The sequence below is a fragment of the Actinomyces viscosus genome (assembly GCF_900637975.1).
Lineage (GTDB): Bacteria > Actinomycetota > Actinomycetes > Actinomycetales > Actinomycetaceae > Actinomyces > Actinomyces viscosus.
The window spans coordinates 2,510,494-2,535,083 of the sequence record NZ_LR134477.1 but is presented as its reverse complement, the minus strand read 5'-3'; the positions used below and the strand labels follow the sequence as shown (position 1 = coordinate 2,535,083).

The following is a 24,590-nucleotide window of genomic DNA, read 5'->3' as shown; positions in this document are numbered from 1 at the left end:
CCACGTCACCATCCGAGGAGCCCCGAACCGCCATGAGCACGACGTCGCCCGCACCCGCTGCGCAGCCGGCCCCGCAGGCCCCCTCGGGGCCGGTGACGGCCTATCTGCCCCAGGGCGGGTTCGCGCGCGCCGTCGTCGCGCGGCTGGCCGGGCCTGGCGACGTCGTCGTACCGGTCGACCAGGGGCTGGTCAGCGCCTACGTCCCCTACGCCGAGCGGGCCGTGCTCATCGCGGATCCCGACCAGACCGGCCTGCGCGAGGACCTCGACACCCTGTCCTTCACCCGGGGCATGCCCTCGCTCGGAGTGGAGCTCTTCCCCACCGAGCTGCGCTGCGGACCACTCGTGGTCCCCGGCCGCAGCGCCTGCTACCGCTGCTACGACCGCCGCCGCCGCCAGCACGGCTACCGCCCGCTGCCGACGGAGGTGGCCGCCGAGCTCGGCCCGCTGGAGCAGGCCTACGCCCACCACCACGTGGTCCTGGCCGCCGGACTCATCGCACTGGCCCTCCAGGCCCTCGACCGGCAGACGGCGGACAGTGCCGACACGGCGGCCCCAGCGGACACAGCAGATACTGCGGACACAGCGAACGCCGCGGGCGGCGAGGAGCCCCCGGAGATCGGCGGCCAGGTATGGACCATCGACCTCGTCTCGGGCATCACCACCTGCTCGCGGACCGTGGCCGTGGACCGTTGCGAGACCTGCTCGGGCCGCTACGAGGGGCGCCGCGACGGACTGCCCGCGCTCGCGGCCCTTCTGCCCGAACGCCGTAGGGAGGTGGCCTGAGATGGCCGGGGACGCTGGAAGCACCACAAGCTCCGTCATGCGCGCCGGCGACGTCGGCCGCGCCGCCCGCCGCGACCTGCAGTTCCGCATCCCCCGCAAGCCGGTGGTCCGCCTGGGCCTGCGCGCCCGGCCCGACGAGGGCGGCTGGGTCGTCGACGGCGCCCGAAAGAGCCAGGTCCTGGGCGGGGCCTTCGCCCGCGAGCACATGGGGCCCCTGCTCGAGGCCTGCGACGGCACCCGCACCCTCGACGAGATCGGCGAGGTCACCGGCATCGGCCCCCAGGCCGCCTTCGAGGCCGTCTCCCTGCTGTGGACCGGCGGCATCGTCGAGGAGGGGGACACCGAGCCCGCCCCCGCAGACCCGGCACCCGAGCTGTCGCGCCTCCTGTCGCGCCTGGGCGACTCCACCGGGGTCAACGACTCCTGGCAGGACGCCGCCCGTCGCCTGGCCGCCGCCCGGGTCGCCGTCGTCGGGGACACCGAGCTGGCCGGCGAGATGGTCGCGGCCCTGGAGCCCACGCTGCCCGACGTCCGGCTCGACGGCGCGCCCCGCCGGGGGGACACCCTTGTCGTCCTCGTCGAGACCCGCGAGTGTGCCGACCGCTCCGAGGAGGTGGCGCGCCGGTGCCGCGAGGCCGGGATCCCGCTGCTGCGGGTGCGCGCCGAGCAGGAGGCGGTGACGGTCGGCCCCTACGTCGACGAGAGCTTCTCACCGTGCCTGGCCTGCGCGAGCGCCGACGAGCCCGAGCTCGGCCCCCGCCCCGGCGCCGCCCGCCGTGACATCGTCATCGGCCTGGCCGCCCGGGCCGTGGCCGCCCTCATCGCCCGCGCCACCGTCACCCACCTGCCCGGGGACGCCCGGCGCACGGACCTGGCCACCTTCACCTACTCCGACCACCCAGTCGTCTCCCGCCCCGGCTGCCCCGTCTGCTCGGTCGCCGGTCAGGGCGAGAACCCGGTGCCGGTGGCGCCGTCGGCCCCCGTGGGCGCCCGCTACGAGCAGTCCGTGGCCATCCCGCCGGCGGCCTTCGTGGACTCCAAGGGCCACCAGCAGCACTACAAGCCCTCCAACCTGCGTCTCCAGCGCGAGTTCCGCGACTGGCCGGTCTGCCCGCGCACCCCGCTCCCGCCAGCCGACCTGAGCCGCCTCGACCAGCCCTGGCCCGTCGTGCACCCGATCAGCGAGGACAGCAGCGAGCCCGACGTCGCCCACCCCACCCTGGGCGAGCTCGCCACGATCCTGGCGCTGTCGGTCGGCGTGCGCGAGCCGCTGGGCCCTGAGCCCGCCGAGCCCGAGCAGCAGGGAGCGGCCGACGCCGCCGACCGGACCCCGCTGAGCGCCAAGCTGCGCCGCTGGACGGCCGCCGGCGGCAACATCGGCTCGGTGACCGCCTACGTCCTCGTCCCGGGTGGCGGGGAGACCGGGGAGGGCGCTGCTGAGGGGCAGCTGGCCCCGGGCACCTACGTCTACATCGAGCGCGACCACGCCCTGGCCCTCATCGGCCCGCCCCCCGGTGACGAGCAGCCCGATCCGGAGGGCGCGGTGCCCGACGGCGTCGGCGCCCGGATCGTCCTGACCGGCAACGTCGACAAGGTGGCCCGCAAGTACTTCTCCTTCGCCCTGCGGATCGCGGTCCAGGACTGCGGCTGCTCCTTCGAGGTCATCCGCCTCGTGGCCGACGCCCTGGGGGTGGCGCTGCGCGCCCGGGCCCGCTGGGACGAGCGGCGGCTCGCCCGGGCGCTGGGCACCGACCCGGCCCGCGAACCGGTCTGCATCGTCATCGACCTGGGAGGTAGCCGTGCGCACTGACTTCGAGACGCTGCGGGAGCTCATCAGCGGTTTCTCTGACGGGTCGGACTCCCGCCCGGGTGAGCCGACCTCCGACGGCCTGGCCGCGCGCCGTCCGCGGCCGCCGCTGGGCTGCCAGGTGCCGGATGCACTCCGTCCCGGCCCTCAGGCGGCCTACCCCTACGACCTGCACCAGACCTTCGAGCGTCGCTCGTCGTCCACCAGCTACGGCACCGAGCCGCTGGAGGCCGAGGCCCTGATGGCCATGGTCCGCGACGCCCTGGCCGACGACGCGCGCACCTGGGGCCAGGACGCGGTGGACTGCCCCCTGGAGCCCTTCGTCCTCCTCCTGCGTCCGCGCGGGGCCTCCCCCGGCATCTACCGGGTGCGGCTCGACGGCGTCGACCTCGTCCGTCCCCTGCCGGAGGCCGGCGTCATCGAGGGCATGACGGTGCAGAAGGAGTTCGCCCGCGCCGGCGCCATCGTCTCGGTGGCCGCCAACCTCGATCAGGCCGACACCTGGGGCGGGGCGGCCGGCTACCGCTTCACCATGAGCCGCAGCGCGGCCCTCATCTACTCCGTCCACCTGCGCGCTGTCGCCCGTGGGCTGGTGGGGACGGTCTTCGCCGGCTTCGCCACCTCCGCGGTGCGCCACCTGCTGGACTCCGACGGCGTCAGCCGCCACCAGATGTTCGCCGTCACCGTGGCCGGCCCTGTGACCAGTCCAGCCGCCGACCCGGCGGACGCCCCCGGGGTGAGCCCGGCGTCCGGCTAGCCCGGGGCGTCACCCGTGATCGCCGTCGGCCCACCGGTTGCGAGAGCGGCCCGGAGGCGAGCCAGAACTGCATACCGTGTCGTAGGGCACTACAGACCACCCCGTTCGCGGGGTTTGGGGTCCGGTCCCGGCAGGCCGGACCCCCAGGGCCCGATCAGGCCCTGCTCCTGCCCGACAACATGCGTATAGAGAAGGAGGTGAACAGCATATGACGAACAGCGCGATCGATCTCACCCTCGCCGACAGCGACTTCGGCGTCGAGGAGCTCCCCGAGGGCAACGCCCTGGGTTGCGCCTTCAGCTACGCCAGTGCGTCCTGCCCTGCCTGTGCGGCCTCGGCCTCGTGCCCGGCCAGCGCGGCCTCGGCCTCGTGCCCGGCCTGTGCGGCCAGCGCGTCGACGACGTCCTGCTGACGACCCCATGGCGGCGGGCAGGAGACCGGTGTCTCCTGCCCGCCACCAGCGGCATCCCGGATCCCCGCGAACCGACTTGAGGGAGCCATGACCCCACGATGAGCATGAGTACGGCGATGAGCAGCACTAGTGCCCCGACGAGCCCGATCCCGCGCCTGCGCCACGGCGTGAGCCTGATCGTCGGGACGGACAACCAGCCGATGCTGTTCGACTCCGACTCGGGCAGGTACCACCGGCTCGGGGCGGCCGCCGCCTTCATCGTGAACCAGTTCGACGGGGTGCGCTCCCTGCCGACCATCATCGAGGAGCTGCCCCAGGACATCGACGAGGCCGGCGCCAGGCGCATCACGAGCCTGGTCGACAGCCTGCGCGACAAGAGCCTCCTGGCGGGCAGCGAGCCCGCCCCAGCCACCCCCGCGGCCCCCGTGCGCACCAGACGCACCCACGGGCGCCACACCGCCCAGCCCCGTCAGGCCCGCCACCTCAAGGTCGAGCAGCCCCGCCGCAGCGGGGGGTGGTGGCTGCCCCGTATCATCATCGCCCGCAAGTACCACCGGATCGTCGCCCCCGTCGTCACCCTGCTCCAGCACCTCCCGGCCCGCGCGCTCAGCTGGGTCTTCCTGGCGCTGGCCGTCTGCGGGTACGCGGCCGGGGCCATGGCACTGAGCTCCCTGGCCGGAGGCCCCCGCCCGGGTGCCCTCGTGGTGGTGACGGCAGTGGCGATCCAGCTGGTGAGCATCCTGCTGCACGAGTCCTGGCACGCCATCGTCGCCGGCTACCTGGGCACCCCCATCCGCGGGCTGGGGGTGGCGCTCATGTTCTGGGTGGTCCCCATCGCCTACGTCGACCGCACCGACTCCTACCGGGTGCGCTCCCGGCGCGGGCTGACCATGCTGGCCCTGGCCGGCATCTTCTCCGACGGCGTCGTGTGCGGCCTGGAGGCGGCCGTCGCCTGGGCCTCCTCGGGAATGGTGCGCCAGGTGGCCCTGACCCTGTGCGCCTTCCAGCTCACGATGCTCGTCACCAACCTCAACCCCCTCACCCAGTCCGACGGCGTCGCCGCGGCCGAGGCGGCCACCGGCTCGGTCAACCTGCGGGGGCGCTCCATGTTCGTCCTGCGCTGCGTCCTGTCGCGCCAGCCCCTGCCGCCGGGCCTGGCCATCATGCGTCCCGCAGTGCGCTGGGGCTACTTCATCTACGGGCTTCTGTGCAGTCTCCTCGGCCTCCTGGCCTTCGTGATGAGCATTGTATGGATAGGCTACTGGCTGTACGCCCTCGTGAAAGGTTTCCTCCTATGACGCAGCCGGTTCTGTCCCGTGCCGGTGCCTCCCCATCCCGACAGCCACAGCCGCAGCCCACATCCGCCGTGACCCCCGGGGAGCCCGTCCCATCCGCTCCGTCCCCAGCCGCACCGCAGACGGTGACGGCACCCGCCCCGGAGCCCCCGGCCCTGGACCAGCCCGCCGTGGCGCTGCCGACCCTCGTGCGCCTGGGAGGACTGCCCGTGCGGGCCGTCCCCGAGACCAGCGCCGCGGTGACCGGCACCCTGGAGTACCTGCGCCGGCTCGACGAGGTGCTCGACGGCGCCGCGAACCAGCTGCTCGACCCGCTCTACGAGCTCATCCCCACCTTGGCCAAGACCGAGCGCCGCCTGGTTCTGCGGGCCAAGCGCCGGGTCTTCCAGGGGCGCGCCACCGGCCTGTCCGCCGAGGTGCTGGCGGCCCTGCCGGGCGAGGTCGGGGCCCTGCTGGAGCGCTGGGACGCCCTGGTGGCCCGCAAGGAGGAGACCCGCGGGCGCCTGGCCGTTCTCGTCGACGTCGACCTGGACCGCAGCCGTGAGCTGCTGGCGGCCGGCCTCGACGAGCCCGGTTACCAGGAGGCCCTGGCGATCGCCGCCCCGGCCCTCGTGTCCACCCTGGCCTCCCGCGGCCGCAGGATGGATGACCCCCGCGTGCTGCGCACCCTCTACACCTTGGCCACCCGGGCGGCCCTCAAGACCAGCCCCTTCTCGGGACTGACCACCGTCAACGAGGCGGGACAGCCATCCGCCGGGCGCAGCCACCGCATGGTGGCGACCCACCTGGCCTACCGCATCCTGAGCGTCACCGCCCAGGACCTGGCCCCCGACGGCGCCCTCCACCTCGAGCCCGCCCCCGTGCGTCGGGCCGTCAGCGCCCCTGGCCGAGGCTCGGCCGGCGCCTACGGGCAGTTCCCGCCCGGCGAGGACGAGGCGGAGATGCTGACCGTCGTCGGCGAGCACGAGTACGGCAACGGCATGGTCTTCCGCCAGGAGACCGTCCAGCCCGCCCGCTGGCTCCAGGAGGCCCACGACGCCCTGACCGGCGGCGGCATGCACACCGTGCTCAGCGTGCGCGACGCCTGCGAGCGCGTGGGCGGTGCCGACCCGCGCCTGCGCCTGGAGCGGCTGCTGGCCTCGGGCGCCGTCGTGCCGCGCGTGCCCTGGTACCGTGGGGAGAACCCCTTTCCGTTGCTGGCCGCCATGCTCTCACCGGACCAGCAGCGTCAGTGGGGCAAGGACCTGGCCTGGCTGGCTCGGCTCGACGAGGCCGTCGGCGCTGCCGACGGGCCCACGCGCGCCGAGCTCCTCAACCGTACGGTGCGCCTGGCCGAGCGCGTCTTCCCCGCCGGCGAGCTCGGCGAGCGGCCCAGCGGCTTCCTCTATGAGGACCGCGAGTCCGCCCGCAGCTGGCCCGATCCGCTCGAGGACGCCCCCTTCTCCCAGGACGTGCAGACCCTGGCCGAGCTCGCCGACCCCTGGGTGGCCCGCTCCCACATCTACGACCTCATGGTGGCCCGCTTCGTCTCACTGTTCGGAAACGGCGGGGTGTGCAAGGACCCGCTGGCCTTCTTCATGACCCTGGGCCACGCCCCCGACGGCGACGAGGAGATGCTGCGCGCCGCCGGGCTCGACTACGCCGCCGGGCCTAACGCCGAGCGCGCCGCCCTGTCCGGTGGGATCTCCGGCTCGCCGCGGCACCTGGGCGCCTTCCTCCAGCCCGTGGCCCCCAGCGCCCGGACCTACGCCGCCGGCGGGGGGCTCACGGTCGTCAACGCCTTCACCAACGCCAACGGTTCCCTCCAGGCCCGCTTCCACCGGCTCCTGGGCTCCGGCTTCCGGGAGCGCCTGGCCTCGCGGATCCGTACCGCCTGGGGCACCGAGCGGGTCCTGGAGATCCAGGCCAGCACCGAGTGCAACACCGGCCAGGCCGTCGCCTGCGGGCTCCTGCCGCCGCTGGGTCTGCCCGGTGAGCCGGGGGCGCCGGAGGCGGTCCCCCTCAGCTCCCTGCGGCTCGTCCACGACCCGTCCACGAGCACCCTGTTCCTGGCCGACGACGCCGGGCCCGTGGGGGTGGCCTACCTGGGCCTGACCCCCCAGTACCTCCTGGGCGGCTACCTGTCCTGGCTGGTGCTGCTGAGCGACCCGTGGTCCCGGCTGCCTCCGTTCGCGGACCACTGGACCAGCCGTCGTCGGGACCTGAAGGGGCCCCTGCCCGACGAGGTCCTGCACTCCGAGCGGGCCGTGGCCGGGCGCCTGGTGACCCGCCGCGAGTCCTGGACCTTCCCCGCCTCCCAGATCGCCCCGCTCATGGACCGCGACCTGACCACGACCCTGCTGCACATGGACGACCTGCGCAAGCAGTGGGGGATACCGGTGGAGGTGTTCGTCCACCAGCACATGCCCTCCCAGGGCGCCACCTTCGACCAGCACAAGCCTCGCTACGTGGACCTGTCCTCACCGGTCTCGCTGCTGGCGCTGCGGGGCTGGATCGATCCCGGTGCCGCACACATCAGCTTCGTCGAGGCCCTCCCGGCCCGCGGTGAGGCCCTGGGGCTCACGCGGGACGGAGAGCCGACGGTGGCCGAGTACCTGGTGGGGCTCCAGTGGCCCAAGAACCTGGGAGGCATGGCATGAGCACGCATGACGACGCCCACTCCAGCCGGCGCGAGCAGCGCAACCAGCCCAGCCGGCTCACCCGCTCCCGGCGCCTGCGCTGGCTGGGCGGGCGCGCCCGGGCAGGCGAGCAGGCTGAGCAGGTCGGGCAGTCCGGGCAGGGCGGCCCGGACGGTCGCGGCGGGGGCGCCACCCCGCAGGTGGGGGCCTCGATTCCGGGGATCCAGCCCCTGGAGATGGCCGCCGCCGATTTCGGCAGCCTGCGCGCCCAGCACAGCTCGGTGCGTCAGCGGGGATCGGCGCTGGTCAACCAGGCCGAGGACGTCGGCTGGCTGTACGCGAGGATCTACTGCGCCGGCGGGGACGACACTGACGAGCTGCTGCCCGAGATCGGCCAGTGGCTGGCTCGGGCCCGCGGCCAGTGGGACATTCGCTCGGCGCACTTCCTGCGCTTCGTCGACCTGCGCGGGCACCACGTCCGGCTGCGGCTCAAGGCCGTCGAGGGTGTCCTGGATGAGGCTTACGCGAGTATGCGCGAGCTCGACGCCATCGCCCGGCGGGCCGAGGTGCGCACGGTCGAGCGCCTCGTCTCCGACCCGTTGACCGGCGGTATCGGCGCCAGTCGGCCCGGTATCGCCTTCGGTGTCTACGGCCCCGAGTACGACAAGTACGGGGGTGTGGCCGGCGTGGAGGAGGCTGAGCGGCACTTCTACGTCTCCAGCCGGTGGTGCCTGGACCACCAGGTCTGGCAGATCCCGCGCCCAGTACCGCGGGCGGCCTTGGCGGCGCGGTTCCTGGCGCTGGCGGCTCGTAGCGCGCCGCTGCCCGAGGCTGAGCTGCTCTCCGCGCACCTGCGGATGTGGGGTTCGCGGCTTCCCGCGCACCTGCGTGACGGCAGCGCCCTGGGGCCGATCGTTCAGCAGCTGCTGGAGGTCATCGAGTTCCAGTTCGATGAGATCCCGTCCTGGAGCCAGGCGGCTGCGGCCGTGGGGGAGCTGGCCGACGACGCCGGGCGCGCCATTGGTGTCATGGGTGCGGGCACCGGCGGGCGTCGGGCCCTGGACCTGCTGCACATCGACGTCAACCGGCTTGGCCTCAACCCGGCCGAGGAGTGTATCGCCGGGCTGTGCGCCCGCCAGCTCCTGACCGGGGGCGCCGTGCCCCCGGCACAGGCCTCGGTCGCCGCCGGGTAGCTGGGCGCCGCCTGGCCCCCTGAACCTCGAAACGCGCCGAAGTGTCCACGAGGAGGGCCCTGATTGTCGATGAAGGGCCCGAAAGTGTCCATTAAGTGTCGATGAAGGTGTTCATGAAGGGCCCGAAAGTGTCGATGAGCGGCCATGAGTGTCGATGAAGGACTGGAAGTGTCCACGGTGCTGACATCAACACTGCCTGAGTTGGCTCATTTAGTGTCGTGGTGGATGTTGTTGAGGGCTTGGATGAGGTCGGGTGGGAGTGGGTCGGCGGCTGTGAGGGTGTGTCCGGTGATGTTGATGGTGATGGTGCGGTAGCGGCGGGCGGTGGTGATCAGGCGTCTGATGGACCAGCCGGTGGTGTTCTCCAGCCATCGGGCCATGGCCAGGGCGGCGGTGACGATGGTCAGGTGGGCCTCGATGGACTGGCGCAGGTGGTGGTAGATGGGGCGTGCTCTCAGGTCGGACTTGGACATGCGGAAGGACTTCTCGATGTTGTACAGGCGGTGGTAGGCACCGATGACCGTCTCGGGGTCGGGGTTGGGCAGGTTGGTGACGTATCCCTTCCACCCGGCCAGGGTCCGGGCCCGTGTCTCCAGGTCGCGGTTGATGCTCCTGGTGGCGCCGGACAGGTGCACGAAGCGGTTGCGTTTGACGGGGATCTTTCCTGCGACGGCTTTCTCGGCCTTGGCGACCTGGGTGTCGATCCCGTGTAGCGTGCGTCGGGCCCTGTCGGCGCTGTAGCGGTAGCAGATGGTCTCGTCACGGCGCTGGTCGCTGGCTCCGGCGGGCCAGGGCTGGGTCAGGGTCAGCCCGTCGGGGACGTCCTGGTCGGGGTGGCTGTCGTGCCAGGAGCTGATCACGTGGGGGACGCGTGAGGTGCGTGAGCCCAGCACGTAAGACAGGCCGGCTGCCTCCAGGGCCTGCTTGTTGGCGGCGCCGATCATCCCGGCGTCGGCGACGACCACCACGTCGTCGAGGTTGTAGGCGTTCATGAAGTCGTTGATCGTCGGGATCATGGTGGCGGTCTCGGCCTTGTTGCCCTCAAAGGCCTCGGCCCGTAGAGGGAACCCGGTCTCGTCGGTGAGCAGCCCTACCGTGATCTGCGGCTCCAGGCGTCTTTCCTTCGAGAAGCCTGGCTCGCGGAAACCGTCGGCCTTGTCGGTCTCGAAGTACAGGGTCGTCACGTCGAACAGGACCAGCGAGGCCCGGTCGATGCGGGCGCGTCCGGCCAGCAGGCGCGACAGGCCCCGGGTGAACTCCTCAGCGGCGTAGCGGGGCAGATGACGCTTGACCGTGGCGTAGGACACCGGCGTCAGACCTGCCTCGGCCAGGACCCGCAGGGAGTCCTGCTTGCTGGTCGGCTCGATCAGCCTGGCGGTAACGAGCTGGCGGAAGACCTCGTCAGCACCACCGAGCCCGTCCAGGCCCACTGCCTTCCAAGCCGCTTCCAGCGTCTCCAGGAGCACTCCCATCCGGTTGGAGGTGATCGGCGCTACGCGCCCGGCCCCAGCCAGCGCCTGCGGTCCCTTTCCCCCGACGTCCGCACCGTTCAGGCCCGGCAGGTCAAGGCCGAGCTGGCCAGCGTTGAGACGCTGCCTGGCGACCTCCTTAAGCGCCGCCAGCTCAGCATCGTCATGGGCTGAGCCGATGTGCTCGATGCTGCGGGCTCCTTTGCGGGAGGAGTACACGATCTGCACCGCACGGGCCCCCGACGCCGTCCTGACCGCGCGAACGTACGGACTCATACCCCCACGTTAGTGCGCACCCCCACCCACGCAACCCGCACAATCCCAACCACAACCACACCCCCAGCGACCCAACCACCCCGCAATGAGCCAAGTCAGGTCGATGAAGGGCCCGAAAGTGTCCATTAAGTGTCGATGAAGGTGTTCATGAAGGGCCCGAAAGTGTCGATGAGCGGCCATGAGTGTCGATGAAGGACTGGAAGTGTCCACGGTGCTGACATCAACACTGCGCTGACCTCCCAGCCTGAGAAGAAACCCCGGGATTCCAACGTTCTGTGTCAGGCGCTTCGACGGCTGGCGCGCTGATGTCAGCGCTGTGGACACTTGGCTGTGCGGGGAGTGAGTCCGCCAGGGTCTTGGCGGCGCATCCAGGTTCTCTCACCTCGGGGGCACCCACCGGTCCCTGCCTGACCCCTTCCGGCGCTCGCGCAGGGGCCCCAGAGGTCGTGTTTCGATGATGATCTGAGCCGGGTCTTCTTCAGAGCGGCCTACTGCACGAGGGTGGGGGTGTATTGGTCGGGGGTTGTGCGTACTGCACGAACCCCCGGACTCTGTGGAGTACACCCGACCCTCTGCCCGTGGATCCCGACCCTCGTGCAGTTCGGGTGGTGTCAGGTCTGATAGTCGGGCTGAGGCTCTGATCGAGCCTGCCCTTCGCCCAGGCGCACCCTGCACACCGGAGCCAACCTGCTCATCGACACCCAGGCCAGGCGTCTCGAGGTTCTGCTCGCCGGCGAGCACCACGCTGCGGTGAAGGCCTCCTGGGGTGTCTACCAGCGCCTGATCCAGGCCTACCGCACCGAGGACCCGGGCCTGGGAAAGTACCTGATGCAACGGCTCATCGACTCCCTGAGGCAGGCCATCCCCAACGAGCTGGAGGAGATCCAGACCCTGGCCAGAACCCTGACCAGCCGCAGCCAGGACATCCTGGCCTACTTCGACTGCCCCCGTACCTCCAACGGCCCCACGCCAAGCGATCAACGGACGCCTGGAGCACCTACGCGGCATCGCCCTGGGCTTCCGCAACCTGGCCAGCTACACCATCCGCAGCCTCATCCACGCCGGACGCCTCAAAGACCACCTAACAGCAACCACCTAAACCCGACGACAGGCCCCGCCTACCACACCCTCAAACACGAAGAGCCGCTATATATGTCGTAACAATCCATGCTGACGTGTGTCAGGGTGTTAGTGTCCGGGGTGCCTCATGTCAAGGTGCCCGCGAAGTGTCTTCGGTGCCTCATGTAGGAATGCCCGCCAGGTTGAGGGGTGGTTAGGAGGCTTTCCTGACTCGTACGCCTTTGTGGACGTCGGGCAGGATGCTTGGGATCTGGGCGAGGTAGAGCTGGTCGGTCTTGTCCTTGGCCAGGCGGATGAGAACGTCCTGGAGCTCGATGATGCGGCGGGTGATAGAGGCGGGGTTGAGCTGGTTGCGGTACGAGACCAGGTCAGTCTTCTGGGCCTTGGTCAGGGCGCTGGTGTCCAGCAGCCGGTCCAGTGGGGTACGAGGAGCGTCGTAGAGGCGCTTGCGCCTGCCGGCCTTATCGGTGCCCCATCCGATGGGCTTGCGGGTGGGGGTCAGGAAGTTGAGCTTGACGTTGACCTGCTCCCAGAGACGGCCCAGGACCTCGCGCTCCTCGCTGGTGTCGTAGCGGTAGTAGAAGGCGTAGCGGCGCACCAGGTGGTTGTTCTTCGACTCGATGGTGGCCTGGTCGTTCTTCCTGTAGGGGCGTGAGCGGGTGAAGTAGATGTCCAAGTCCCCGGCCCAGCGCACCACGCTGTGGTTGATGAACTCTGAGCCGTTATCGAAGTCCATGCCCAAAACGGGGAACGGGACGCATCCCACGGCGGCGTCCAGGGCGGAGATGATGTGCTTCTCAGCGTTGTTTCGGATTGAGCGAGTGAAGGTCCACCCCGTGAGCGCGTCGGTCATGTTCACAGTCCGGGTGAACTCTCCTTTGAGGGTCGGCCCGCAGTGGGCGACGGTGTCGACCTCGAAGAACCCAGGCTCAGCCTCGATCTCGTCACCGGCCTTGCGGATCTTGATGGAGCTGCGCAGCAACGGACCGGCCTTGGTCGTCGACTTGCCCCGCAGCTGCTCGGTAGCCCGCACCGGGGCGAGGTAGCGGTCAATGGTCGCCGCGCTCATGGCCACCAGCTCGTCTCTGACGGCTGGGGTGTAGCGCGGCTCGTCGTCGAGCTCACCGCTCGCCTCCAGCAGGTCCAGCAGCAGCGGCATGGACTCCTTGAGGTACTTGCCGCACTGCCCGCCGCTGGCGGCCCACACTCGCTGGAGCACCTTCAAGGCGTCGTAGGAGTACCTGCGGGCTCTAGCCCTTCGCTCCGCCGACTTTCGGCGACCCGGTGGGCGCTTGGCTGCGGCCACCAGGCGTCGGCGCGCGTTGTCCCGACTCCAGCCAGTGACTGCGCAGACCTCATCAAGGATCCGTCCCTTGTCCTTCTTCGACGCCCTCGTGTACACCCTGGCGTACTTTCCCGTGATCTCGGCCCTGGCCTGCATCGACAACCCACTTCCCATGCCCACCACGGTCCACGAGCTTCGCGGGCAGTCCTACATGAGGCACCGAGCCTCTTACGCGGGCATCCTTCATGAGTCTCGTCGGGGTCTGGTGGTGGGGCACTAAGAGCCCGTATGGTGGGCTGGTGGAGCCCGTTTGTGCGCAAGGTCAGGACAGCCTCAGGGGCCACGGCCGTTCAGATCGTGTCCAAGTCCGGTGGTGTGCGCCGGATCGTGGAGCACCTGGGCTCAGCCCACGACGAGACGGAGCTGGAGGCCCTGCTGGAGGCCGGTCGGCAGAGGATCGCCGCCTGGCAGGGCCAGGGGCTGCTGGACCTGGAGTCCCTGGAACCGGCACCGGGACACACCAATCTGGCCAGGACCACGGTGGAGTCCAAGCACTCCAGGTTGTTGTGGGAGGTCCTGCACGACTCCTACACCCGTCTGGGGCTGAGGGACGCCACTGGGGGTGATCGGGCCTTTGAGCAGATGGTCGCCGCTCGTCTGATCGAGCCGACCTCCAAGGCCCAGGTCCCCCGGGTGCTCAGTGACCTGGGCCTGGAGCCGGTCACCGTGCGGACCTTGTTCCGCTCCCTGGGGCGCTGCGTTGAGCGGGGCTACCGTGAGAGCATCTCTGGGGCCTTGTTCGAGCACGTCACCAACACTGGTGGGGGTCTGGCGCTGTGCCTGTACGACGTGACCACCCTCTATTTCGAGGCCGAGAAGGAGGACGATCGGGCCTGTCCAGTTTTCTGTGTAAGCGGTTTACAGGTAGGGGTTGATTCGGTTGGGGTAGGTGGTGGTGAGCTGGGCCAGGGCCTTGTTCCAGTCGGTGGTGATCTGTCCTTCGACGAGCTTGCCCTTGGCTTTGCGCTTGGATGCTGGCAGTCCTTTCTCCTTGTCGCGTTCTCGGGCTCGTTTGTCCTCGATGTCGCAGATCGCCAGCCACAGCAGCTTGACCACCGCCTCATCACTGGGGAAGTGGCCGCGGTTCTTGGTGACCTTGCGCAGCTGGTAGTTCAGCGACTCGATGCTGTTGGTGGTGTAGATGACGCGCCTGAGCATCGGCGGGAAGTCCAGGAACGGGATGAACCTTTCCCAGGCCCGCTCCCAGGTCGCCGCCGTCTGGGGGTACTTGACCCCCAGATCGGACTCAGAGAAGTCGGTCAGGGCTTGCCAAGCGGCCTCCTGGCTCGGGGCGGTGTAGATGGGTTTGAGAGCGGCGGCGACCTTCTTGCGGTCCCCGTAGGACACGAACCGCATCGAGGCCCGGATCAGGTGGACCACGCAGGTCTGGACCGTCGCCTGGGGCCAGGTCGCCTCGATCGCCTCGGGCAGGCCCGTCAGCCCGTCGCAGCACACGATCAGCACGTCGCTCACGCCTCTGTTGGCCAGCTCGGCGCACACATGCGCCCAGAAGGAGGCTCCTTCCTCGGCCTGGACCCAGATCCCCAGCACGTGCTTGATCCCGTCCATGTCCACCCCGACCGCGATATGGGCCGAGCGGGAGGCGACCCGGTGATTGACGCGGACCATCGGCCCGGATCGCGTCGAGGTAGATCACCGGGTAGAACTCCTCCAGCGGGCGGCGCTGCCACTCCAGGACAGCATCGGCTACCGCGTCGGCGGGTCCTCGAAATGGTCCCCGCGGACAGCTCCACACTGAGCGTGGAGGCCAGGTGGTGCTGGATGTCGCGCACTTCTCAATTCCACCGGCATACAAGCTGATGATCATCGCATCCAGGCCGTCCAGACGACGCTGGCCCTTACGCACCAGGCGCGGCGTGAAGGTCCCGGCCCGGTCCCGAGGCACCACAGGTCTCGAAGGGCCCCACCTCAGAGTCCACCGTCTTGGGCGTGGTCCCGTTCCTGGCGTTGCCGCGCGCCTGGGCGGTCGACTCGCCCTTTTCATAGCCAAGGTGCTCGCTCAAGCCAAGCGGCCAGCCCCCTCTCCAGAGCCTCCTTGACCAGAGCAGGCAGCAGGCCATCAGCCCCGGTCATGCTCACCTGCCCGGAATCAATCTGCTCAAACAAGCCATCCAGAGCCCCAGCCGAGCGCAGCTGGTCAACCACATCCCGCCCACCAGCAGGAGCCCTGTTGTCATCATCAGTAGCAGTCATCAGTGTCAGTCCTTCCAACGGAGGGGCCTACACAAACCATTGAACACGCTCGACGGCGGGGGGCTGGCGCGCTCACGGACGGGGCTCAGCTCCCGCCCTGGCCGCGGACCGCGCCAAGACCCGCACCCGCCGTCGGGGTAGCCCGGTGGGAGGCTATCGGTACATCCACCACGCGATAGACGACTACTCGCGCCTGGTCTACTCCGAGATCCTCGATGATGAGCGCAAGGAGACCGCTGCCGGGTTCTTTCAGCGCGCCAACGCGTTCTTCAAGGACCTGGGCGTCACCGTCCAGGCTGTCATGACCGATAACGGGGCCTGCTACCGCTCACGGGCCCTTTAACCAGGTCCTGTCCGCAGCCGGCGTCAAGCACCGCTACACCCGCCCCTACCGGCCCCAGACAGGCGGCAAGGTCGAGCGCTTTAACCGTACTCTGACCCATGAGTGGGCCTACGCTCACACCTACACCAGCCAGACCCAGCGCGAGGCCGCCTACCAGACCTGGCTCCACCACTACAACCACCACCGACCCCACACCGCCCTGGACGGCCAAACCCCCGCCAGCCGCGTTCACAACCTCACAGGGAAGTACAACTAGACACCACTCATCGTCCCTACGGGGCCCGCGGCCCCCGTCCCAGCGACACACCACCCCCATCAAAGCGGCTCAGACACCCTCACCCACCGACCTTGCCGACCCCCTGGGAGCCCGGGGCAGGCTGGTGGTCCGGAAGGCAAGGGTGGGGCAGAAGGGAAGAGGCGTGACGGGTGTCGGTGTCCATGGTGCTGACATCAGCTCCACATCGGCGCTGCACGTCGAGGAAATACTGCAGCATTTCAACGATCCTCACCGGGTGCTTCGATGGCGGGATCGTTGATGTCAGCGCGGTGGACACTGGGCTGCTGGCGGGACTGACGCCGCGGGGTCGTGGGGGCGGGGCCGGAGGTCCTCGTCCTGGGGCCGGTCTTGCCCTCCCTGCCTAGCCCCTTCTGGCACCTGTGTGGGGTCAGGGGGTCATGGTTAACGCCCAGTTCCGGGCCCGGGCCCTTTCCCGCGCCGAGTCGGCCGATGTGCACGAGGGCGGGGCTGAGCTGGACAGGCGTGGTGCGTACCGCACGGTCTTCCGGCATGCCGCCCAACCAGTGTCTCAGATGTCATGACATCCGAAGCTCTCAGAAGTCATGAGACAACACAGTAGGCCGGCCCTCGTGCAGTACGCACAACCCCTGCCCAGTGGTTCCGAACCCCCCGCGCAGTTTGGGTGGTGCTAGGTCTGATAGTCGGGCTGAGGCTCTGAGCGAACTTGACCCTCGCCCCGGCGAGGGTCGGGGGTCGTGCGCGGGCCGGCCGGCGGTTCCCGGTCTGATCTGCTTGCGGGCCTTCAGTCGTCCAGGTGGGAGACGAGCTCGGCGGCCAGGCCCGTATAGGTGGCGGGCGTCAGGGCCAGCAGCCGCGCCTCGACGTCGTCGGGCATGCCGAGCCCGGAGATGAACTCGCGCATACCCTCGGGCGTGACCTTCTTGCCGCGGGTGAGCTCCTTGAGGCGCTCGTAGGGGTCGGCCATGCCCGTCGCCCCTGCGACGGCGGCCGCCCGCATCGCCTGCTGGACGGGCTCGCCGAGCACCTCCCAGGTCGCCTCCAGGTCCTCCTCCAGGCGGGCGCGGTCGACGTCGAGCCCGGCCAAGCCCCGGCGGATGTTGTCCACGGCCAGCAGCGAGTGCCCCAGGGCCACGCCCACGTTGCGCTGCGTGGTGGAGTCGGTGAGGTCACGCTGGAGGCGGGAGGTGACAAGGGTGGCGGCCAGCGTGTCCAGCAGCGAGCAGGAGATCTCCAGGTTGGCCTCGCCGTTCTCGAAGCGGATCGGGTTGACCTTGTGCGGCATGGTCGACGAGCCGGTGGAGCCCTGTGCGCTCAGGCGCTGGTGGAAGTAGCCCAGCGAGATGTAGGTCCACACGTCCGTGGCCAGGTTGTGGGCGATCCGGTTGAAGCGGGCGACGTCGGAGTAGAGCTCGGCCTGCCAGTCGTGAGACTCGATCTGCGTGGTCAGCGGGTTCCAGGTCAGGCCCAGGTGCTCCACGAAGCCGCGGCCCACGGCCTGCCAGTCGGCGCCAGGCACGGAGACGACGTGCGCGCCGAAGGTGCCGGTGGCGCCGTTGATCTTGCCCAGGTACTCGGTGGCCTCGACGCGGCGCACCTGGCGGCGCAGCCGGTAGGCCAGGACCGCCAGCTCCTTGCCGAGCGTCGTGGGGGTGGCCGGCTGGCCGTGCGTGCGCGCCAGCATGGCGGCGTCGGCGTACTCGTGGGCCATGGCGGCCAGGTCCTCGACCAGCCCGCGGGCGGCCGGCAGCCAGACCTGCTCGACGGCGGCGCGGATGGTCAGGGCGTAGGAGAGGTTGTTGATGTCCTCGCTGGTGCAGAAGATGTGGACGATTTCGCCGACCTCGGGCAGCACGGTGGGGCCGCTGTCGGCGCCGACGACGCCGTGGGCCTGGGTGGCCGCGGCCAGGCGCCGCTTGAGCAGGTACTCGACGGCCTTGACGTCGTGGCGGGTCTCGGCCTCGATGGCACCGAGCTCGGCGATTGCCTCGGCCCCGAAGTCCTCGACGACGCCGCGCAGGTAGTTCTTCTCCGTCTCGCTCAGGTGGGGGGCGCCGGGCAGGACGCCGCCGTCGGTGAGGTGGATGAGCCACTCGACCTCGACCTGCAGGCGGGCACGGTTGAGGGCGGCCTCGGAGAGGTGGTTGACCAGTGGGGCGGCGACGGCGCGGTAGCGGCCGTCCAGTGGGCCCAGGGCGATGGCGGGGGAGACGGTGGAGAGATCGACCATGCCGCTCATTGTGGCAGGTTGCTGCCGGCCCCTGCGAGGTGGAGCCGGAGGGGCCCTGAATCACCGCGGAGGAGTCATTCGGCTCCGGTCCCGGTACGTCGCGATCGTGTCGCGTGGAGGACGCGCCCGGGTTGGGAACCCGGGATGAGGGGATCCGGAAACGGTAGGCAGTTCTGAACGTTCGTTGCTGATTATCACGATAAAGTCACGAAGTGTTCTCCGGGGGGTCGTGGAGCGAGCTCAGGTTCCCGTTCGTCCGGCGCCGGAGAGGTTGGTCGTCCGATAATGCTTGATTCTGGAGGTGCTGCTGGTGGCGGATCTTCACCTGGTGTGGGGTGACTTGGCGGCGTTGTCGTCATCACTGGACGGTGTGCGCGCCCCTAGCGGCGGTTCATCAGGCCAATGACCAGGGCGTGTCCAGTGGGGCTCAGGCGCTGGTATCCACTGGGCCCGGTCCCGGCCGGGGTAGGCGCACTGCGTCACTGGCGGGGCTGGAGTGAGTAATGGCTACCTGGAGTGATGTGTGCCGGTGGAATCCTGAGCCGTTGGCGCAGGCCGCCGAGTCCTTGGGCGTGGCGACGGGAGCGCTGACCTCGATCAGGGGCGAGGCGCAGTCGGCGCGGACCGGTGTCGTCTCCGAGGCACCCAGCGTCAGCGCGGCCTGTGGAGCGCTGGGGCGCTGCGAGGCCTCCCACGGTGAGCTCATCGGCCGGGTCCGCAGCATGCACCGGGCCACGTGGGACGCGTGCGACGGGGTGGCGATGGTGCGCAGAAGCGTGCTGGCCTGCCAGGACTACGCTGCGGAGCATCCGGCGGTGGTGCTTGCCGATGATGGGAGTGTCAGCGCCAGTCCCGACGTTCAGATGAATCTGTTCGAGGGCTCCAGCGGCAATAGTGTCGGTGGTGACAGTGCGGGTGGTGACGGCGGAGACTCGGCGGCCGAAGCCGCCAAGGTCGCCGGGCAGGTTGCCGAGCTCAAAGCCATGGTGGCCGCCACCCTGGCCCAGGCTAACCAGGTCGACCACGCCTACGCCGCCGCCCTGACCACAGCCGCGACTCCCAATCGTCAGCCGGGGCCTTCACCGACTCCGCCTGACCCGAACAAGCCGAAACCCAACCGTGCAGAAGAGGGGCGTGGCGTAGCGCCACGCGCTTCCCGTGAAGGCCGTAGATCTGATGACGGAAAGCAGGGCAGTATTGGCGGGGGCGTGAACAGCGAGGATGACTGGCTCGGAGAAGGCGTCCCAGGAACACGTGCGGACATGCCAGGAGTCAAGCCCTGGCAGTACTCCGGCGACACCGACCATGAGGGTTCAGGAGAGCATGGAAAGAAAAAACCAGAATGGCATCACTATGTGACCCACGAACTCGCAAACGTTGCGGCTGACGCGTGTGGGGATGCGTGGCCGGACGCATCAAAGAACCTCCACCACTACCTGGAGAACACGGGGACCCCGCAGAACATTAATGTCGACAAAATGCTCAATGACCTCCCTGATCTTCCAGATTCAACAGAGAGTCGCGTCGAAGAAATGGCGAATAAAGCCCAGAGTGAATACGAGAAATCGGGAGCGACTGGGCCGGTTACCTACCCTTTTAACACACATTGGCGTAGCGAGTACGCTGCCGAAGACGAAGACAAAAACTGGTTCTTGGCAACGGGTGGATACCAGTATGCTACCGAGGGAACAATTACTGTATATCCACCTTCGCCCGAGCATCCGAACGGCCACTACACGTGCGACTACCAGGTTCACGTGGCGGACCGTTACAACTGGGACGGCAACAAGGCCACTGAGATTCTTGGTATGAAGGTCACGGACAAGCAGTTGCAAGAACTTCATCAGACAGGGCTCGCTCAGGAGTATGATCTGGTTGGGGAGTCTTCGGTTCGAGGTAAGAGTGGTGATTATGAACCCAAGCCGAGCTAGAATATTGGGACTGATTGCAGTTAGTTGCGCATTGGCGACGGTGGTCAGTGCATGCGCATTCGCTCGATCGGATAGGGGTGCTGCAGGGCCATCTACTTCCCTCCTGCCGAGTAATCATCAGGAGGGGGCGCCCTATCCGGCCGACGTGGCATACTTGAATGAGATCCTTAGTATTGGTGAAGGTCATAGCCTGCCGGAAGGGGCTCAAGTAACGTCCGTTTCGCCAGCGACCAGATTCGCAGAGAGCTTCCCCGGAGGGTGGGGGTATGTCATTGCATTCACTGCGTCGGATCCCAGTATTCGCACCTACGTCACCGACAATACGGTGGTTCGCGGTGACCGCATTGAAGTATTTCCGAAGAAAACTAAAAAAGTTGGTGCTTTAAAAGACGTCGATCTTGATGGCATTAACAATCCATGGTCTACCGATGCATTTCCTGATGCGACTCTCGTCCTGGAGCGCCCTCTAGGACGCGGGTGGCTTGTTATCCGAGGGGCGCCGCGTTAAGAACTGTTGTTGTCTGGCGGCCGTGAGAATGCCTTCTCTCAGTCGACTTACCTATCATGCAGAAGTCAAGTAGGCTACCCAGTCGAAGGTTGCCTCATTGTTCGGCTTAGGAAGGTCGCATGCTCGTTTCTCGGAGGATGCTCCCTCCTGCGCTCGTCTCGGTTGCTGCCCCGATGGTTCTTGCTGCATGCGGCGCCCGGAGTGACGCCCAGTCGTCTCCTGAGTTGGCTCATTTAGTGTCGTGGTGGATGTTGTTGAGGGCTTGGATGAGGTCGGGTGGGAGTGGGTCGGCGGCTGTGAGGGTGTGTCCGGTGATGTTGATGGTGATGGTGCGGTAGCGGCGGGCGGTGGTGATCAGGCGTCTGATGGACCAGCCGGTGGTGTTCTCCAGCCATCGGGCCATGGCCAGGGCGGCGGTGACGATGGTCAGGTGGGCCTCGATGGACTGGCGCAGGTGGTGGTAGATGGGGCGTGCTCTCAGGTCGGACTTGGACATGCGGAAGGACTTCTCGATGTTGTACAGGCGGTGGTAGGCACCGATGACCGTCTCGGGGTCGGGGTTGGGCAGGTTGGTGACGTATCCCTTCCACCCGGCCAGGGTCCGGGCCCGTGTCTCCAGGTCGCGGTTGATGCTCCTGGTGGCGCCGGACAGGTGCACGAAGCGGTTGCGTTTGACGGGGATCTTTCCTGCGACGGCTTTCTCGGCCTTGGCGACCTGGGTGTCGATCCCGTGTAGCGTGCGTCGGGCCCTGTCGGCGCTGTAGCGGTAGCAGATGGTCTCGTCACGGCGCTGGTCGCTGGCTCCGGCGGGCCAGGGCTGGGTCAGGGTCAGCCCGTCGGGGACGTCCTGGTCGGGGTGGCTGTCGTGCCAGGAGCTGATCACGTGGGGGACGCGTGAGGTGCGTGAGCCCAGCACGTAAGACAGGCCGGCTGCCTCCAGGGCCTGCTTGTTGGCGGCGCCGATCATCCCGGCGTCGGCGACGACCACCACGTCGTCGAGGTTGTAGGCGTTCATGAAGTCGTTGATCGTCGGGATCATGGTGGCGGTCTCGGCCTTGTTGCCCTCAAAGGCCTCGGCCCGTAGAGGGAACCCGGTCTCGTCGGTGAGCAGCCCTACCGTGATCTGCGGCTCCAGGCGTCTTTCCTTCGAGAAGCCTGGCTCGCGGAAACCGTCGGCCTTGTCGGTCTCGAAGTACAGGGTCGTCACGTCGAACAGGACCAGCGAGGCCCGGTCGATGCGGGCGCGTCCGGCCAGCAGGCGCGACAGGCCCCGGGTGAACTCCTCAGCGGCGTAGCGGGGCAGATGACGCTTGACCGTGGCGTAGGACACCGGCGTCAGACCTGCCTCGGCCAGGACCCGCAGGGAGTCCTGCTTGCTGGTCGGCTCGATCAGCCTGGCGGTAACGAGCTGGCGGAAGACCTCGTCAGCACCACCGAGCCCGTCCAGGCCCACTGCCTTCCAAGCCGCTTCCAGCGTCTCCAGGAGCACTCCCATCCGGTTGGAGGTGATCGGCGCTACGCGCCCGGCCCCAGCCAGCGCCTGCGGTCCCTTTCCCCCGACGTCCGCACCGTTCAGGCCCGGCAGGTCAAGGCCGAGCTGGCCAGCGTTGAGACGCTGCCTGGCGACCTCCTTAAGCGCCGCCAGCTCAGCATCGTCATGGGCTGAGCCGATGTGCTCGATGCTGCGGGCTCCTTTGCGGGAGGAGTACACGATCTGCACCGCACGGGCCCCCGACGCCGTCCTGACCGCGCGAACGTACGGACTCATACCCCCACGTTAGTGCGCACCCCCACCCACGCAACCCGCACAATCCCAACCACAACCACACCCCCAGCGACCCAACCACCCCGCAATGAGCCAAGTCAGGTCCCTCCTGCGCTCGTCTCGGTTGCTGCCCCGATGGTTCTTGCTGCATGCGGCGCCCGGAGTGACGCCCAGTCGTCTGCTTCTTCCTTGCCGAGTAATCAACAGGAGGGGGCGCCCTGTCCGGCAGACATGGAGCACCTGGACCAGATTCTGGCAATCGGGGGTGGGCACAGTCTCCCTGAGGGTGCGCGCGTCACGTCGGTTACCCCGGCGGTCAAGCTAGCCGAACGCAACCCCAGAGGTTGGGGGTACGTTATCGCCTTCGAGGCCACCGACTCCTCCATACGGCGCTACGTCACGGACACCACCATTTTTTCAGGCGAAATTATCGAAAGGTACTCAATCGCTAAAGCTGGAGAAGTTGATGTTTCTGACATCAATTTCGATGAGATAAGCAGTCCCTGGAAAGCCGGGGTCGGGGACATGGATATTGTGTTGGAGCGACCTTTAGGGCGTGGATGGCTCATCATCAGCGGGTCGTCTCGGTGATTGATGTGTTATGACCGACTGTGAACGTCCGTGAGGGCGAGGCTGGCTTATCATTCGTGGTGCGCCACGCTGAAATACGCGTTGTGGAGCCGTGTCGTCGCTGCTCGGGGTGAGGGCTTCGACAGCATTATTGAGGCTGAGGTACCGATGTTTCTGCGAGGGGAGCCTCCGGGGTGGTGACGAAGACGGGCTGCGGGGCGGGCCTGCGCTGACGGCGGGCGTTCACGACGACGTAGAGCAGGATGCCGGCCGACGGCGGGTTGATGGCGGCTGCGGCGTCGCGGTTGTAGATGCCGTAGCCGAGCAGGGCGATCGCCAGGCCGAGGCCGATGACGCTCAGCGCCAGGACCGAGGGGCCCGGGATGCGCTGGGAGGGCTCGGCACGCTGGACGTGCTGCGCCTGGAGGAGGATGAGGCTGACCGTCAGCAGGCTCAAGGGGGTCAGGAGGGAGGTTTCCCAGCCGAACAGGCCTCCGCCGACGGTCAGGACCAGGACGGTGGTGGCAAGCGTGAAGACGACTGGAGGGAGTAGTCGCATGGTAGTGACCTCATAGGGGTGGACATGATGGGGAGTGGTACGACCAGGCAAAATCCTGCCGGATTCTTATGGTGCTTTCAACAAGTCTCCCGTCATCGTTGATGGGGAGCGCTGCCTGGGCTCGCCAACCCTAGTTGTATGAGGTCATGACGTTGGTGACGTGTGCTGGGACGCGGGTGGCGGGTGGCTGGTTGTGGCAGGCGGTGTGGGGCCGATGGTAGTTGTAGTGGTGGTTCCACACGGCGATGGCGTCGCGGCGCTGCTGCTCTGAGGAGTAGCTGCGGGCGTAGAGGCACTCCTCGGCCAGGATGCGGTTGTAGCGCTCGACCTTGCCGTTGTGGCGCGGGGTGTAGGGGCGGATTCTCTGGTGGCGTGAGGCCAGGGAGGTAATGGTTGTGGTGAAGGCCCGGGCCCGGTAGCTCGCTCCGTTGTCAGTGACGACCCGCACGAGCCTGGTCACGCCGTGGTCGGCGAAGAAGGCCCGGGCCCGGCAGAAGAAGCCGATCGTGGTCGAGGCCCTCTCGTCATCCAGGGCCTCGGTGTAGGCCAGGCGGGAGAAACCGTCGATAGCGGTGTGCAGGTAGGTGTAGCCGATCCTGGCTGCCTTGCCCCGCTTGGAGGCCTTCGCCTCAGGGGTACCGCGCCCGTGGGCCCTCCAGCCGCCCTGCGGGTGGGATGCGTCCGACCTTCTTGACGTCCAGGTGGATCATGTGGCCCGGGAAACGGGCCACGATAGGTTTGCTGACCCGGTTGGACTGCCCGGTGGGGCCTGGTGTCGCGGCGTCGGTTCAGGCCGGCTCTGTCCAGCCAGCGGGTCACGGTACGTACCGACACCACTGTCCCGCGCGCGGCGAGCTCATGACTGATGCGGCGGGCAGACCACTTGTGGGTGCGGCGCCAGTGCTCGATGAGGTCCACCGTCTCGGCACTGGTCTGGGTGGGACGGTGGACTGGGGCGCTGGAGCGGTCCTCAAGCGCCTCGGTTCCGCCCTGGCGGTAACGGGCGACCCACTTCGACAGCGTGGCGCGGGCGATGCCGGCCTCGGCGGCTACATGGGCGATAGGACGACCGGACTGGACACGCATCACGAGCCGGTAGCGGCCCTGAGGCGTCAGCGGAGCGTTACGGTGGGTCATGGCAGCAGGGCTTTCTATGTCAGAAGGATGATTCAGCACC

15 protein-coding genes and 4 pseudogenes are annotated in these 24,590 nt (G+C 68.4%); 11 read left to right on the top strand and 8 right to left on the bottom strand.

Going from position 1 to position 24,590, the window contains the following annotated elements:
- The first annotated feature begins 32 nt into the window (after window positions 1-32).
- From EL340_RS10860 to EL340_RS10825, 7 genes are all read left to right on the top strand, one after another.
- The gene (locus tag EL340_RS10860; protein WP_126414578.1) at window positions 33-785 is read left to right on the top strand and encodes a cyclodehydratase; all 753 of its coding nucleotides are present in this window, start codon (window positions 33-35) and stop codon (window positions 783-785) included.
- A 1-nt stretch (window position 786) separates the two neighbouring features.
- A complete protein-coding gene (locus tag EL340_RS10855; protein WP_126414577.1) occupies window positions 787-2,595 on the top strand; it encodes a TOMM precursor leader peptide-binding protein in 1,809 nt (602 codons plus the stop codon).
- Window positions 2,585-3,349, top strand: a complete 765-nt coding sequence (locus EL340_RS10850; RefSeq protein WP_126414576.1) for a hypothetical protein — start codon at window positions 2,585-2,587, stop codon at window positions 3,347-3,349. The genes EL340_RS10855 and EL340_RS10850 overlap by 11 nt, the downstream gene beginning before the upstream one ends.
- Window positions 3,350-3,557: 208 nt before the next feature.
- Window positions 3,558-3,761, top strand: a complete 204-nt coding sequence (locus tag EL340_RS10845) for a thiocillin family RiPP (RefSeq protein WP_126414575.1) — start codon at window positions 3,558-3,560, stop codon at window positions 3,759-3,761.
- 98 nt (window positions 3,762-3,859) lie between these two features.
- Window positions 3,860-5,059, top strand: a complete 1,200-nt coding sequence (locus EL340_RS10835; protein WP_126414573.1) for a PqqD family protein — start codon at window positions 3,860-3,862, stop codon at window positions 5,057-5,059.
- Entirely contained in the window at window positions 5,056-7,695 is a 2,640-nt protein-coding gene (locus EL340_RS10830) for a lantibiotic dehydratase (RefSeq protein WP_408608547.1), read from the top strand. The genes EL340_RS10835 and EL340_RS10830 overlap by 4 nt, the downstream gene beginning before the upstream one ends.
- Window positions 7,692-8,867 (top strand): thiopeptide-type bacteriocin biosynthesis protein, encoded by a 1,176-nt coding sequence (locus EL340_RS10825; protein ID WP_126414572.1) that lies wholly within the window; start codon window positions 7,692-7,694, stop codon window positions 8,865-8,867. The genes EL340_RS10830 and EL340_RS10825 overlap by 4 nt, the downstream gene beginning before the upstream one ends.
- A 206-nt stretch (window positions 8,868-9,073) precedes the next feature.
- Here EL340_RS10825 and EL340_RS10820 read toward each other — a convergent pair whose 3' ends face one another.
- Window positions 9,074-10,612, bottom strand: a complete 1,539-nt coding sequence (locus tag EL340_RS10820; protein WP_126413381.1) for an IS1634 family transposase — start codon at window positions 10,610-10,612, stop codon at window positions 9,074-9,076.
- A gap of 669 nt (window positions 10,613-11,281) precedes the next feature.
- On the opposite strand from EL340_RS10820, the gene EL340_RS10815 reads away from it, so the two are divergent.
- Entirely contained in the window at window positions 11,282-11,773 is a 492-nt protein-coding gene (locus tag EL340_RS10815) for a transposase (protein ID WP_408608587.1), read from the top strand.
- Window positions 11,774-11,885: 112 nt separating this feature from the next.
- On the opposite strand, the gene EL340_RS10810 is transcribed toward EL340_RS10815, so the two are convergent.
- A complete protein-coding gene (locus EL340_RS10810) occupies window positions 11,886-13,151 on the bottom strand; it encodes an integrase catalytic domain-containing protein (protein ID WP_232023027.1) in 1,266 nt (421 codons plus the stop codon).
- Between the two features lie 114 nt (window positions 13,152-13,265).
- On the opposite strand from EL340_RS10810, the pseudogene EL340_RS16035 reads away from it, so the two are divergent.
- Window positions 13,266-13,865, top strand: a pseudogene (locus EL340_RS16035) (IS1634 family transposase); the annotation flags it as partial.
- A gap of 30 nt (window positions 13,866-13,895) precedes the next feature.
- Here EL340_RS16035 and EL340_RS15990 read toward each other — a convergent pair.
- Together EL340_RS15990 and EL340_RS15985 are read right to left on the bottom strand one after the other, a co-directional pair.
- Window positions 13,896-14,666 carry an IS256 family transposase gene (locus EL340_RS15990; protein ID WP_408608546.1) on the bottom strand — a complete coding sequence of 257 codons (771 nt, stop codon included), beginning with the start codon at window positions 14,664-14,666 and terminating at the stop codon, window positions 13,896-13,898.
- Window positions 14,667-14,730: 64 nt separating this feature from the next.
- Window positions 14,731-15,042 (bottom strand): annotated as a pseudogene (locus EL340_RS15985) (transposase); the annotation flags it as partial.
- A 267-nt stretch (window positions 15,043-15,309) separates the two neighbouring features.
- Between EL340_RS15985 and EL340_RS15515 the strand changes: the two are divergent.
- A pseudogene (locus EL340_RS15515) lies at window positions 15,310-15,850 on the top strand (integrase core domain-containing protein); the annotation flags it as partial.
- A gap of 784 nt (window positions 15,851-16,634) precedes the next feature.
- Here EL340_RS15515 and purB read toward each other — a convergent pair.
- Window positions 16,635-18,080, bottom strand: a complete 1,446-nt coding sequence (purB, locus tag EL340_RS10775; protein WP_126414569.1) for an adenylosuccinate lyase — start codon at window positions 18,078-18,080, stop codon at window positions 16,635-16,637.
- A 545-nt stretch (window positions 18,081-18,625) separates the two neighbouring features.
- Here purB and EL340_RS10770 point away from each other — a divergent pair.
- Window positions 18,626-20,011, top strand: a complete 1,386-nt coding sequence (locus EL340_RS10770; protein ID WP_232023026.1) for a hypothetical protein — start codon at window positions 18,626-18,628, stop codon at window positions 20,009-20,011.
- A gap of 737 nt (window positions 20,012-20,748) precedes the next feature.
- On the opposite strand, the gene EL340_RS10760 is transcribed toward EL340_RS10770, so the two are convergent.
- The 3 genes and pseudogenes from EL340_RS10760 to EL340_RS10745 all read right to left on the bottom strand — a co-directional run bounded on the left by EL340_RS10760 (window position 20,749) and on the right by EL340_RS10745 (window position 24,550).
- On the bottom strand, window positions 20,749-22,287 hold the full coding sequence (locus tag EL340_RS10760) for an IS1634 family transposase (RefSeq protein WP_126413381.1): 1,539 nt from the start codon (window positions 22,285-22,287) through the stop codon (window positions 20,749-20,751).
- Window positions 22,288-23,002: 715 nt separating this feature from the next.
- Window positions 23,003-23,413 (bottom strand): hypothetical protein, encoded by a 411-nt coding sequence (locus tag EL340_RS10750; RefSeq protein WP_126414566.1) that lies wholly within the window; start codon window positions 23,411-23,413, stop codon window positions 23,003-23,005.
- A gap of 130 nt (window positions 23,414-23,543) precedes the next feature.
- A pseudogene (locus tag EL340_RS10745) lies at window positions 23,544-24,550 on the bottom strand (IS481 family transposase).
- Window positions 24,551-24,590 lie beyond the last annotated feature (40 nt).